Here is a 12,923-nt window from a genome sequence, read left to right on the forward strand (position 1 = left end):
CTTTGCCGTTGCAGCGCCCCCATGCACCTGTCCCTGCTCAAGACCAAGATCCATCGCGCCACCGTCACCCATTCCGAGCTGAACTACGAAGGCTCGATCGCCATCGATGACAACCTGCTGGCTGCCACCGGCATCCGCGAGTTCGAGCAGGTGCACATCTGGGACGTGACCAATGGTGCGCGTTTCTCGACCTATGCCATCCGCGCCGAAGCCGGCAGCGGCGTTGTCTCGCTCAACGGTGGCGCCGCGCGCCACGTGCAGGTCGGTGACATCATCATCATCGCCGCGTTCGCCAGCATGACCGAGCAGGAAGCTGACAGCTTCAGGCCGAAGCTGGTGTACGTTGATGGCAACAACCAGATCACCCACACCAACGACACGATCCCGACCCAGGCCGCATGACAACGAACAACGGATTCGACTCGCTGCATTCCCACGCCCAGCGCCTGAAGGGCGCAAGCATTCCCAGCCTGCTCGCCGCCGAACCCGGCCGTGTACAGGAGCTGGCGCTGCGGGTCGGTCCGTTGTACGTCAATTTCGCCCGGCAGAAATACGATGCCGCGGCGTTGCAGGCGCTGTTGGCGCTGGCTGCCGAGCGTGATGTCGGTGGTGCCATCACGCGCCTGTTCCGCGGCGAACAGGTCAACCTGACCGAAGGGCGCGCCGCGCTGCATACCGCGCTGCGCGGCGATGTGGTCGATGCGCCGGTGGCGGCCGAGGCCTATGCCACCGCGCGCGCGATCCGCCAGCGCATGGGCGTGCTGGTGCGCGCGCTGGAAGACAGTGGCGTGACCGATGTGGTCAGCGTCGGCATCGGTGGTTCCGACCTTGGCCCGCGCCTGGTCGCCGACGCGCTGCGTCCGGTCAGCGGTGCGCGCCTGCGCGTGCATTTCGTCTCGAACGTGGACGGCGCCGCCATGCAGCGCACGCTGGCCACGCTGGATCCGGCCAAGACCGCCGGCATCCTCATCTCCAAGACCTTCGGTACGCAGGAAACGCTGCTCAACGGCCAGATCCTGCACGACTGGCTGGGCGGCAGCGAGCGCCTGTATGCAGTCAGCGCCAATCCGGATCGCGCCGCCAAGGCCTTCGCGATCGCCGCCGATCGCGTACTGCCGATGTGGGACTGGGTGGGTGGCCGCTATTCGCTGTGGTCGGCGGTCGGTTTCCCGATCGCGTTGGCGATCGGCTTCGAGCGCTTTGAGCAGCTGCTGGAAGGCGCCGCACAGATGGATGCGCATGCGCTGGATGCACCGCTGGAGCGCAACCTGCCGGTGCTGCATGGCCTGACCGACATCTGGAACCGCAACCTGCTGGGCCATGCCACGCATGCGGTGATGACCTACGACCAGCGTCTGGCGCTGCTGCCGGCCTACCTGCAGCAGCTGGTGATGGAAAGCCTGGGCAAGCGCGTGCAGCGTGATGGTGCGCCGGTCACCACCGACACCGTGCCGGTGTGGTGGGGTGGGGCAGGCACCGATGTGCAGCACAGCTTCTTCCAGGCGCTGCACCAGGGCACCAGCGTCGTTCCGGCCGACTTCATCGGCTGTGTGCACAACGATGATCCCTACACGATCAATCACCAGGCCCTGCTGGCCAACCTGTTGGCACAGACCGAGGCGCTGGCCAATGGCCAGAGCAGCGACGATCCGCACCGTGATTACCCGGGCGGGCGGCCGAGCACGCTGATCCTGCTCGACGCGCTCACGCCGCAGGCACTGGGTGCGCTGATCGCCATGTACGAACACGCCGTGTACGTGCAGTCGGTGATCTGGAACATCAACGCGTTCGACCAGTTCGGTGTCGAGCTCGGCAAGCAACTGGCCAGTGGCCTGCTGCCGGCGCTGCAGGGCGAGGATGTGGCGGTTGCCGATCCGATGACCCGCGAGATCCTGGCGCAGCTGAAGCGCTGATGCTCTGGTAGTGCCGGCCGCTGGCCGGCATCCAGGTGATGCTTCAATCGTTCATGAGGTTGCCGGCCAGCGGCCGGCACTACCGCAGCAGATGGGTTGCCGGCCAGCGGCCGGCACTACCGCAGCGGATGGGTTGCCGGCCAGCGGCCGGCACTACCGCGTCACCGGCTCGGGTCGCGCTCCGGGCTTGGCCGCTTGGCCAGTTTGCGCTGCAGCGAGCGCCGGTGCATGCCGAGCAGGCGCGCGGCCGCTGACACATTGCCGCCGGTCTCGTGCATCGCCTGCTGGATGTGTTCCCACTGCAGGCGGCTGATCGGCGTCATCGCATCGGGCACTTCCATTTCGCCATCGTCGGCCGGGCCGTCGTCTTCCTCGCCGAGGGCGCGCAGGATCATCGGCACCGTGGCCGGCTTCGGCAGGTAATCATCCGCACCCAGCTTGATCGCCTCCACCGCGGTGGCGATGCTGGCGTAGCCGGTCACCAGCAGGATCCGCATGTCCGCGCGCAGCGCGCGCAGCGGCTGGATCAGTGCCAGGCCGGAATCGCTGCCCAGCTTCAGGTCGATCAGCGCGAACGCCGGTGGATGCTGCCGGGCCAGCGCCAGCGCACTGGCGGCATCCTGTGCGGTCTGCGTTTCAAGCCCCTTGCGGGCCAGGCTGCGTTGCAGGGTACGCAGGTACAGCTCGTCGTCGTCGACCAGCAGGCCCAGGGTGGAATGGTGAAGGCTCATGGGGTGTCCTCGCGTGGGGCCAGCGGCAGGCGGAAGCCGACGCGGCTGCCGGCCCCCTGGGCCGGGCGCATCCACATCTCGCCGTCGAGGCGTTCGATGGTGGCATGGGACAGGGCCAGGCCGACGCCCATGCCCTCGCTCTTGCTGCTGCCGAACAGCTTGCCCGGCAGCACGGCGGCACGGGCGTCGAAGCCATGGCCGTAGTCGCGGACTTCGCCGATCAGGTCGTCGCCTTCGATGCGCAGGTCCAGGTCCACGCGTGGCCGGCCGGCTTTCTCGCCGGCATCGGCGGCGTTGTTGAGCAGGACCATCAGCAGATGGCCTACGCCCGGGTCCAGCGGCAGCCGCAGCGGCGCATCATCGTTGCGGTGCAGGTCGATGGTCGGCCGCACCAGGCGCCATTGCTCAAGCACCTGCTGTGCGCTGGAATGGCTGCGGCCCGGTGCGTCGGCCGAGGCCGGAGCAGCCAGCGCCAGCACGCGCTCCCGGCACTGCACCAGCAGCTCGCGCAGGGTTTCCATGTCCTCGCGCACTTCCGGCTCTTCGCTGCGCTCGGCCACATCGTCGGCGAGCAGGGTCATGGTCGCCAGCGGCGTGTTCAGTTCATGCGCCACCGAGGCGGCATGGGTGGCCAGCGCGACGATGCCCTCGTTGCGGGCGAAGCGCTCGCGCAGTGCCGACAGTTCCAGTTCGCGCTCCCGCAGGGCCAGCGCCAGCCGGGTGGAGAAGGCCAGTACCACCGCGGCGGAGATCAGGAAGTTGGCGACCACGCCCCAGCGATTCAGGTCCTGCGCGCGGAAATAACCGTCCGGCAATGGCTGGCCGAAGATGCCGCTGGCGGCGTAGCCGAGCAGGCAGGCCAGTGCGACCGCCAATGCCCAGCGCAGGGGCAGGGCGAACGCGGCCAGCGCGATCAGGATCAGGAACAGCGAGCTGAACGGGTTGGCCATGCCGCCGCTCCAGCCGACCATCCAGGTCAGGATGATCACGTCCACCAGGATGTGGCCGAACGCGGTCAGCGGTGCGGTGTCAGCCGCGTCCGGACGCAACTGGGTATAGATGTTGAACAGGGCCAGCACCGCCACGCCGGCCCATAGCGGCAGCTGCGGCAACGGCAGGCCCAGCACCCAGGTGGCAACCAGGATGGTGGCGGCCTGGCCGCCTACGGCAAGCCAGCGCAGGCTGCACAGGGTACGGAGAAACGGGGCGTCGGGACCGGTCATTCACGCTCATCGTATGCGTTCACGGGCGGCTGTGCCTGCGACAATCGGCCGCAGCCGTGCCACCGGCTGAATGCGAGTCACCCGGAATGCGGGGGCGGGCGGTAGAATGCGCCCATGCATGACGCCGTCACCCGCCCGACTCCTCCCTCCGATGCCACCTCCTGGCCCCGCCGCCAGACCCATGCCGTGCAGATCGGCGGGGTCACCGTAGGCGGAGGCAAGCCGGTCGTGGTGCAGTCGATGACCAACACCGACACGTCCGACGTGGCCTCCAGCGTGAAGCAGGTGGCCGAGCTGTGGCGGGCCGGTTCGGAAATGGTGCGTTTGACCGTCAATACCGTGGAAGCCGCTGCGGCGATCCCGCGCATCGTCGACAAGCTGGCGATGATGGGCATCGACGTGCCGCTGATCGGTGATTTCCACTACAACGGCCACCAGCTGCTGACCGCCGAGCCGGCATGTGCCGAAGCGCTGGCCAAGTACCGCATCAATCCGGGCAACGTCGGCTTCGGCAAGAAGAAGGATCTGCAGTTCGCTCAGTTGATCGAGTTCGCGATCCGCTACAACAAGCCGGTGCGCATCGGTGCCAACTGGGGCTCGCTGGACCAGGCCCTGGCGGCGAAGTTGATGGACGAGAACAACCTGCGCGAGCAGCCCTGGGATGCCGGTCGCGTGCTGCGCGAGGCGCTGATCCGTTCGGCGCTGGATTCGGCCGAGCAGGCGGTGGAGCTCGGCCTGCCGCGCGATCGCATCGTGCTGTCGGCCAAGGTCAGTGGCGTGCAGGAGCTGATCGCGGTGTACCGCGACCTGGCCCAGCGCTCCGATTTTGCCCTGCACCTGGGCCTGACCGAGGCCGGTATCGGCAGCAAGGGCATCGTCGCCTCGTCGGCGGCGTTGGGCGTGCTGCTGCAGGAAGGCATCGGTGACACCATCCGCATCTCGCTGACCCCGGAACCGGGCCAGTCGCGCACGCAGGAAGTGATCGTCGCCCAGGAACTGCTGCAGACCACCGGCCAGCGTGCCTTCACGCCGCTGGTCACGGCTTGTCCGGGCTGCGGCCGCACCACCTCCGAGTTCTTCCAGGAACTGGCCAAGGTGGTGCAGAACCACGTGCGCGAGAAGATGCCGCTGTGGAAGATCCACCATCCGGGTGCGGAGAACATGACCCTGGCGGTGATGGGCTGCATCGTCAATGGGCCGGGTGAGTCGCGGCACGCCAACATCGGTATTTCCCTGCCGGGCACCGGTGAAACCCCGGCCGCGCCCGTGTTCGTCGATGGCGAGAAGAAGGTGACCCTGCGTGGCGAGAACATCGCCCAGGAGTTCGTCGCCCTGATCGACGATTACGTCGAACACAAATATGTCCGAAGCGCCGGATAAGCCTGCGATCCTCGCTGCGCCGGAGTCCGCCTCCGGTTTCCGCCACTGGATGGCGCACAATGCCTGGCGCCTGGTGCTGCTGTTCGGTGGCGTGCTGCTGCCGTTGGCGGGTTTCGTCGCGCTGGCCGACGAAGTGCACGAGTTTGAATCGTTCCATTTCGATGCGCCGCTGCTGTGGCAGATGCATGGCCTGCACTCACCGCTGCTGGACCGCTTCTTCGTGCTCATTTCCAGGCTGGGCTACGAATGGTTCCTGATTCCCGCCGACGTGCTGATCATCGGCGTGCTGCTGGGCTACCGGCGTTGGCGTGAGGCCACCTTCGTGGCGGTCAGCTTCGTCGGCTCGGCGCTGCTGAACATGGGCAGCAAGCATTTCTTCCAGCGCCAGCGCCCCAGCCTGTGGGAATCGATCGCGCCGGAATCGACGTTCAGCTTTCCCAGCGGCCACGCGATGGGCTCGATGACCCTGGCCGTGACCCTGGTGCTGCTGGCCTGGAACACCCGCTGGCGCTGGCCGGTGCTGCTGCTGGCGCCCGCGTTCAGCCTGCTGGTCAGCGTCTCCCGGGTCTATCTGGGCGTGCATTACCCCTCCGATATCCTGGCCGGATGGTGTGCCGCGCTGGTTTGGGTGGTAGGGTGCTATCTGGTCATGTTCAGTCGCCGGCATCCTTGGCGACGTCAGGATTCGCCGCCAGCGACGGCCAGCGAAGCATCATCACAGGGGGATTGACGTGGATGGCCCCTCCGGGGCGTCTACGTGATAGATCAGTTGTTTCGTTGCAGCAGGTTCTGCAAGACAGGGGGCAAGCACAACGCGCGGTACTGTGATGCGCAAGGCAGAATGCCCGGGTCGCATCTCGAACGCGCTTGCAGGGGTATCGGCGCCCTGCCTAGCTTGACCTGCAATGGCCGCATTCGAAGAGGTACGTGAATGACGATTCGAGTCTACCTGGTGGATGACCACGCACTGGTCCGCACCGGGATGAAGATGATCCTGTCGGGGGAGACCGACATCGAGGTGGTGGGCGAAGCCGAGACCGGCGAAGATGCGCTGCGCGACGTCCGCCAGTTGCTGCCGGACGTGGTGCTGTGCGACCTGCACCTGCCCGGCGTGAGTGGCATGGAGGTGACCGAGCGCATCGTCCGCAGCCATCGCAACACCCGCGTGGTGATCGTGTCGGTGCTGGAAGACGGGCCGCTGCCGAAGCGCTTGCTGGAAGCCGGGGCTGCGGGCTACATCGGCAAGGGCTGCGATGCACAGGAGCTGCTGCGTGCGGTGCGCGATGTGGCCATGGGCCGTCGCTACCTGGGCACCAGCATCGCGCAGAACCTGGCCTTGTCGACCGTTGAAGGCAACGGCTCTCCATTCGACAGCCTGTCGCCGCGCGAGCTGGAAGTGGCGTTGCTGCTGACCCAGGGCCTGCGCCAGGAAGACATCGCGCGGCGCCTGAGCCTGAGCGCGAAGACAGTGAACACGCACAAGGCGCGGCTGTTCGAGAAGATGGGGATCCACGACAACATCGCGCTGGCGCGCATGGCCAGCCAGTACGGGCTGGTGGATCCGGCACGGCCGCTGTAAGGGATTCGGCCAACGGCTGAGCCCTCCGCAGGGCCACCGACAGGTTCCGTGCGCCGTCACTGCCGATAGAGGAAATGTAGAGCCGAGCCTATGCTCGGCTGCTTTCCGGCCTGCGGGCGCGGAGCCGAGCGTGGGCTCGGCTCTACAGCTGTGTCGGGCTCAGTGGCCGCGTACGCGCTTGATGATCTTCGCGGCGTCGGCGGCGCTGGCGCGCACCTTGTCCCACTGACCGTCGGCGATCCAGCTGCCCGGCACCATCCACGAACCGCCGATGCAGACCACGTTCTTCTGCTCGAGGTACTCGGCGGCGGTGTTTTCGGTGATGCCGCCGGTCGGGCACAGCTTGAGGTCGGCAACCGGGCCGGCCAGACCCTTGATCATCGCCAGCCCCCCCACGGCGGTGGCAGGGAACAGCTTGCACACGCGGAAGCCGCGCGCATACAGCGACAGCAGTTCGGTCGGCGTGGCCGCACCCGGCACTACCGGCAGCGGTGCCGCCGCCAGCGCATCGGCCAGCGCCGGTGGCGTACCCGGGGTCACCAGGAAGTCCGCGCCCGCATCGATCGACTGCTGCATCTGCTCCACGGTCAGCACCGTGCCGGCGCCCACCACCACGTCCGGCAGCTCGCGCTTGAGCATCGCCAATGCTTCCATCGCCACTGGCGTACGCAGCGTCAACTCGATCGCCGGCAGGCCACCTTCCAGCAACGCCGCACTGACCGCACGCGCCTGGTCCAGCGTATGAATCGTCACCACCGGCAGGATGCCCGCCGCACGCAACAGCTCCGCCGCCTTCACCTGATGTTGTTCGATACCCATGCTTTTGCCCTTGCCTTTGCTCTTCTTGATTCAGTGGCCGCAGCGCAAATGACGCGCCGGGAATTGTCCAGGGCGCTCTACTGCCCAGGCCGGGAAGCCTGCCGCGGCTTTTCGCTTCAGGCGTCTTTTGCCTCATGCGGCGCCGCCGCCGCTGCGGCATCGTGCCCCAGCTCGTACTCCGCGTCGTATTCCCACGGCCCGCCATCGGCCGCCGCCGGCCCGCACGAAATCGAAATCGCACCCTGATCGGCCGGCCCCACCACGCGTCGGTTGATCGCGAACAGGTTGCGGCCCAGGTCATGCGCGGCAGGCGCCGTGTTCGGGGCCAGCGGACGCGCGGCCCACTCGGCCGCGTCCACCAGCACTTCCAGCGTGCCGGCCTCACCATCGAGGCGGATCATGTCGCCTTCGCGGACCTTGGCCAGCGGACCACCGCGTGCCGCTTCCGGCGTCACATGGATCGCCGCCGGAATCTTGCCCGAGGCGCCGGACAGGCGGCCGTCGGTGACCAGTGCCACGCGCCGGCCCTGGTTCTGCAGCAGCCCCAGCAGCGGCGCCAGCGAATGCAGTTCCGGCATGCCGTTGGCACGCGGGCCCTGGTAACGCACCACCGCCACGAAGTGCTCGGGCAGCAGGCCGCCGGCATGCAGCTTGTTCAGCACCTGCGGCGCATCGACAACCACGGCCGGTGCTTCGATCGTGCGGTACTGCGGCTTCACCGCCGACAGCTTGATCAGCGACTTGCCCAGGTTGCCGCGCAGCAGGCGCAGGCCGCCCTGGTGCTCGAACGGATTGTCGACGCCACGCACCACTTCGTCATCGGCGCTGTGTTGCAGGCCCGGCAGGTAGACCAGCTGGCCGTCGCGCAGCTGCGGCTCGCGCGCGTAGTCGGCCATGCCGCCGCGCGCCACGCTGACCAGGTCACCGTGCATCAGGCCCGCCCTGATCAGCTCGCCGAACACGAAGGCCGGTCCGCCAGCGGCCGCGAAACGGTTCACGTCGGCCTCGCCGTTCGGATAGACGCGGGCCAGCAGCGGAATCAGCTGCGACAGTTCGTCGAAGTCGTCCCAGGTCAGCACGATGCCGGCGGCACGCGCCACTGCGATCCAGTGGATGGTGTGGTTGGTCGAACCGCCGGTGGCCATCAGCGCGATGACCGCGTTGATGATCGCGCGCTCATCGATGATCCGGCCCAGCGGACGGAAGTCGTCGCCGAGCGCGGTGATGTCCAGTGCACGTTCGGTGGCTTCGCGGGTGAGGGCGTCGCGCAGCGGCGTGCCCGGATTGACGAACGATGCGCCCGGCAGCTGCACGCCCATCGCTTCCAGCAGCACCTGGTTGGAATTGGCGGTGCCGTAGAAGGTGCAGGTGCCGGCGCCGTGGTACGAGGCGGACTCGGCTTCCAGCAGCTCTTCGCGGGTGGCTTCGCCGGCGGCATAGCGCTCGCGCACTTCCGCCTTCTGCTTGTTCGGGATGCCCGGGGTCATCGGGCCAGCCGGCACGAACACCGCCGGCAGGTGGCCGAAGGCCAGCGCGCCGATCAGCAGGCCCGGCACGATCTTGTCGCACACGCCGAGGTAGACGGTGGTATCGAACATGTCATGGCTGAGGCCGATCGCAGTGGCCTGGGCGATCACATCGCGCGAGAACAGCGACAGTTCCATGCCGCCGCGGCCCTGGGTGACGCCGTCGCACATCGCCGGCACGCCGCCGGCCACCTGTGCCGTAGCACCCAGCTCGCGGGCGATCTCGCGGATCTGCTCGGGATAGGTCTCGAACGGCTGGTGCGCCGACAACATGTCGTTGTAGGCGGTGATGATGCCCAGGTTCGGCGTCACGCCGCCCCGCAGGCGGCTCTTGTCGGTACCGCCACAGGCGGCGAATCCATGGGCGAGGTTGCCGCAGCTCAGGCGGCTGCGGAACGGGCCTTCGCGCAGGGAGGCGTCGATCGCGGCCAGGTAGGCGGCACGCGAGGCGGCGCTGCGGCGGATGACACGCTCAGTGATGGCTTGCAATTGCGGATGGAGGCTCATTGGCTACCGGCGTTCAAGGTGGCGAGAGGCAAGCGGCGGCAGGGCACCGCCGCCGACATCAATCAGCCCAGTGGACGCGCAGGCGCGCGCCTTCCAGGTTGATCGCGTTGAGGATCGGATACTGCTGGGCGTCGTTGCTGTCCAACGCTTGGCGCAGCACCTGCAGCTTCTGCTTGCCGCGCAGCAGCAGCAGGCGCTGTCGGCACTGGCGCAGCCCATGCGGGGTCAGCGTGATGCGCAGCGGCCACTGGTTCGCACCCGGGCAGCCGGTGGCATCCAGCGCGGCATAGGGCAGGGTGCTTTCCAGTGCGCGGGCGAGGTCCTTCGAGCCCGGGAACAGCGAGGCGGTGTGGCCGTCGTTGCCCATGCCCAGTGCCACCAGGCTCGGCGGCTGGCTGTGCTGTGCCTGCAGGTTGGCGGTGTACACGCATTCGGGCAGGGGCTTGCCGATCCGCACCAGTGGATCGAAATGCGCACCCTCGGCGCGTTTCAGCAGGTGCTCGCGCACCAGCCAGGCATTGCTGTCGCGATCCTGCGGCGACAGCCAGCGCTCGTCGGCCAGGCTCACTTCCACCCGGTCCCAGTGCACGTCCAACTCGGCCAGCGCCTGGTAGACCGGCGCCGGTGTAGTGCCGCCAGACAGCAGGATGCGGGCGCGGCCCACTTCGTTGATGTCGTGGTTGAGGGTGTGCGCCATCTCGGCGGCAACGGCTTCGATCCAGCCATCGGCATCGCCATGGTTGATGAACTCGATGCGGTCGTCGTGGAAGGTGGTGGGGCTCATGCGGCAACTCCAGGTGCGTCACGTTCGGCGTCGGCGGCATAGGCGGCGGCGCCCAGCAGTCCGGCGTGGGGATGCATCACCGCCAACGAGGGCACGCGCGCCATGATGGAAGAGAACCGGCCCTTGTGCTCGAAGCGCTGGCGGAAACCGGAGTGCTGCAGCGAATCGAGCATCTTCGGGGTCAGCCCGCCGGTCAGGAACACGCCGTCCCAGGCGCCCTGGGTCAGCACCAGATCGCCAGCAATGGCGCCGAACACGGCGCAGAACACATCCACGGTGCGCATCGCCTGCGGATCGCCGTGCAGGGCGCGGGCGGTCACGTCCACCGGCTGCAGCTGGCCCGGATCGATGCCGGCCATCTCGCACACGGCGCGATGGATGTTGACCAGGCCGGGGCCGCAGATCAGGCGCTCGTTGGAGACGCGGCCGAACTGCTCGGACAGGATCTCCAGGATGCGGATCTCTTCCGGGGTTCCCGGCGGGAAGCTGACATGGCCGCCTTCGGTTTCCAGCGGATAGCAACGGCCGTGGCGCATGATCAGGCCGCCGACGCCGAGACCGGTACCGGGCCCGATCACCGCGTAGTTGCGTGGCTGGCCGGGCTTGCCCGGTACCCAGGCAGCCCCGCCGACCTGGACCACGTCATCGGGCTGCAGCAGCGAAATCGCCATCGCCTGTGCGGCGAAGTCGTTGATCAGGTGCAGTTCGTCGAACCCGAGCATGGCAGCGGTGCGGCTGCGCGAGATTACCCACGGATGGTTGGTGATGCGTGCTTCGTCACCATCCACGCGACCGGCCACGGCGAACACGCCGCGGCTTGCCGTGGCGCCGATCTGTTCCAGATGGTGGCGCGCGGCATCACCCAGCGACGGGAACTCCGCCACCGCGTACTCGCGGATGCTGTCCTTCTGCAGCGGTGCGTCCAGCGAGGTGTCGGCCAGGGCGAAGCGCGCGTTGGTGCCACCGATGTCGGCGACCAGCACTGGCTGCGAGCTGGCACTCATGCCGACGCTCCGCTGTCGGGCGCGTCCAGGTCCTGCGGCAGGAACCCGCCCGCATTGCCCGGGCCCCATTGGCCGGCGGGGTAGGGCTCCAGCGGCAGCTTGGCGTCCTTCCAGGCGTCGGCGACGCTGTCGATCCAGGCCCAGGCCGCACGCACTTCGTCATCGCGCACGAACAGCGTGTGGTTGCCGTTGAAGGCATCCAGGAACAAGCGTTCGTAAGCGATACGGCGGTGCAGGCCGGTCGGCACCGACAGTTCCAGCTCCAGCGGATGCAGCTCCAGCGCGCCCCATTCCGGGCCTGCCAGGCTGCTCATCAGGCCCAGTTCGATGTTTTCCTGCGGCTGCAGCTGGAACACCAGGCGGTTCGGTGCGGCCTGCGCGCGCTGCGGGCGCTCGAACAGCCAGTGGGTGACCGGCTTCAGCGTGACCACCACGCGGGTGGTGCGCTCGGGCAGGCGCTTGCCGGTGACCAGGTGGAACGGCACGCCGCTCCAGCGCCAGTTGTCGATATGCGCGGTGACACCGGCGAAGGTTTCCACGTCGCTGCCTTCCGGCGGCTGGTAGGCCTGTGCCGGCTGGCCATTGATGGTGCCGGCGGTGTAGCGGCCACGGATGCTGTCACGCGCGGCGTGCCGGGCATCGAGCGGGCGCAGGGCGCGCAGCACCTTGACCTTCTCGTCGCGGATGCGATCGGCTTCCAGCGATGCCGGCGGTTCCATCGCCACCATGCACAGCAGCTGCAGGATGTGGCTCTGCACCATGTCGCGCAGCGCGCCGGAGCGGGCGTAATAGGCATCGCGGCCATCCACGCCTTCGCTTTCGGCCACCAGGATGTGCACCGATTCGATGTAGTTGCGGTTCCACACCGCTTCCAGCAGCGTGTTGCCGAAGCGCAGTGCGATCAGGTTCTGCACCGCGGCCTTGCCCAGGTAGTGGTCGAGGCGGAACACGCGGTCCTCGTCGATCCACTGGCCGATGGTGCTGATGATTTCCTCGGCGCTCTCGCTGTCGCTGCCGATCGGCTTTTCCAGCATCAGGCGTGCCGGCGCGGCGAGGGCGCCGCCCTTGGCCAGGCCTTCGCAGGTGGAGATGTACAGGCCCGGCGGGATGGCGAGGTAGCTGACGCACTTGCGGTGCACGAGGTCGGCGACCGCGGCGGCAACCGAGTCGACGTCGCGCAGGTCCACAGAGCGGTAGTCGATGCGACGCAGCAGGGCGCTGATGTCGTCCTGCGTGGCCATCGGCATGGCCTGCTGCAGGCGCGGCCGCAGGATGTCATGGAAGGCTTCGGTGTCATGCCCGGACAGGGCCAGCGCACGGATGCGGAAGTCCTCCGGCAGCAGGCCGTCGCCAAGCAGGCGAAGCAGCGAAGGGAACAGGTAGCGCTGGGCCAGATCACCTGTGGCACCGAACAGGAAGAGGGTGTCGTGCATCGCTCGAGTTTCAGATCCGGGTGA

12 protein-coding genes are annotated in these 12,923 nt (G+C 67.8%); 5 read left to right on the forward strand and 7 right to left on the reverse strand.

The annotated features are described in order from the left end of the window. Positions 1-21: 21 nt before the first annotated feature. Entirely contained in the window at positions 22-402 is a 381-nt protein-coding gene (gene panD, locus AC5P7I_RS10385; RefSeq protein ID WP_014646751.1) for an aspartate 1-decarboxylase, read from the forward strand. After that, complete coding sequence (gene pgi / locus AC5P7I_RS10390) at positions 399-1,913, forward strand: glucose-6-phosphate isomerase (RefSeq protein WP_049442316.1); 1,515 nt, start codon at positions 399-401, stop codon at positions 1,911-1,913. Before panD ends, pgi begins: the two co-directional genes overlap by 4 nt. Before the next feature lie 161 nt (positions 1,914-2,074). On the opposite strand, the gene AC5P7I_RS10395 is transcribed toward pgi, so the two are convergent. Together AC5P7I_RS10395 and AC5P7I_RS10400 are read right to left on the reverse strand one after the other, a co-directional pair. Next, entirely contained in the window at positions 2,075-2,644 is a 570-nt protein-coding gene (locus tag AC5P7I_RS10395; protein WP_012510702.1) for a response regulator transcription factor, read from the reverse strand. Next, positions 2,641-3,867, reverse strand: coding sequence for an ATP-binding protein (locus tag AC5P7I_RS10400; RefSeq protein WP_032960817.1), 1,227 nt, complete (start codon positions 3,865-3,867; stop codon positions 2,641-2,643). Before AC5P7I_RS10400 ends, AC5P7I_RS10395 begins: the two co-directional genes overlap by 4 nt. A 114-nt stretch (positions 3,868-3,981) precedes the next feature. Here AC5P7I_RS10400 and ispG point away from each other — a divergent pair, with 114 nt between their 5' ends. The 3 genes from ispG to AC5P7I_RS10415 all read left to right on the forward strand — a co-directional run bounded on the left by ispG (position 3,982) and on the right by AC5P7I_RS10415 (position 6,826). Further along, positions 3,982-5,247, forward strand: coding sequence for a flavodoxin-dependent (E)-4-hydroxy-3-methylbut-2-enyl-diphosphate synthase (gene ispG / locus AC5P7I_RS10405; RefSeq protein ID WP_041863307.1), 1,266 nt, complete (start codon positions 3,982-3,984; stop codon positions 5,245-5,247). Then, positions 5,228-5,977: a phosphatase PAP2 family protein gene (locus AC5P7I_RS10410; RefSeq protein ID WP_032958602.1), complete on the forward strand. Its 750-nt coding sequence runs from the start codon at positions 5,228-5,230 to the stop codon at positions 5,975-5,977. The genes ispG and AC5P7I_RS10410 overlap by 20 nt, the downstream gene beginning before the upstream one ends. Positions 5,978-6,178: 201 nt before the next feature. Continuing rightward, positions 6,179-6,826 (forward strand): response regulator, encoded by a 648-nt coding sequence (locus AC5P7I_RS10415; RefSeq protein WP_005416124.1) that lies wholly within the window; start codon positions 6,179-6,181, stop codon positions 6,824-6,826. Between the two features lie 159 nt (positions 6,827-6,985). Here AC5P7I_RS10415 and AC5P7I_RS10420 read toward each other — a convergent pair whose 3' ends face one another. The 5 genes from AC5P7I_RS10420 to zwf all read right to left on the reverse strand — a co-directional run bounded on the left by AC5P7I_RS10420 (position 6,986) and on the right by zwf (position 12,899). Beyond that, on the reverse strand, positions 6,986-7,645 hold the full coding sequence (locus tag AC5P7I_RS10420; RefSeq protein WP_014646757.1) for a bifunctional 4-hydroxy-2-oxoglutarate aldolase/2-dehydro-3-deoxy-phosphogluconate aldolase: 660 nt from the start codon (positions 7,643-7,645) through the stop codon (positions 6,986-6,988). A gap of 116 nt (positions 7,646-7,761) precedes the next feature. Then, the gene (edd, locus tag AC5P7I_RS10425) at positions 7,762-9,678 is read right to left on the reverse strand and encodes a phosphogluconate dehydratase (protein ID WP_032958604.1); all 1,917 of its coding nucleotides are present in this window, start codon (positions 9,676-9,678) and stop codon (positions 7,762-7,764) included. Positions 9,679-9,736: 58 nt separating this feature from the next. Further along, positions 9,737-10,462 (reverse strand): 6-phosphogluconolactonase, encoded by a 726-nt coding sequence (pgl, locus tag AC5P7I_RS10430; RefSeq protein ID WP_014646759.1) that lies wholly within the window; start codon positions 10,460-10,462, stop codon positions 9,737-9,739. Further along, complete coding sequence (gene glk / locus AC5P7I_RS10435) at positions 10,459-11,466, reverse strand: glucokinase (RefSeq protein WP_014646760.1); 1,008 nt, start codon at positions 11,464-11,466, stop codon at positions 10,459-10,461. The genes pgl and glk overlap by 4 nt, the downstream gene beginning before the upstream one ends. Beyond that, positions 11,463-12,899 carry a glucose-6-phosphate dehydrogenase gene (zwf, locus tag AC5P7I_RS10440; protein ID WP_014646761.1) on the reverse strand — a complete coding sequence of 479 codons (1,437 nt, stop codon included), beginning with the start codon at positions 12,897-12,899 and terminating at the stop codon, positions 11,463-11,465. Before zwf ends, glk begins: the two co-directional genes overlap by 4 nt. Positions 12,900-12,923: the final 24 nt, after the last annotated feature.

It is taken from the genome of Stenotrophomonas sp. YJH_SMC_138 (genome assembly GCF_059369855.1).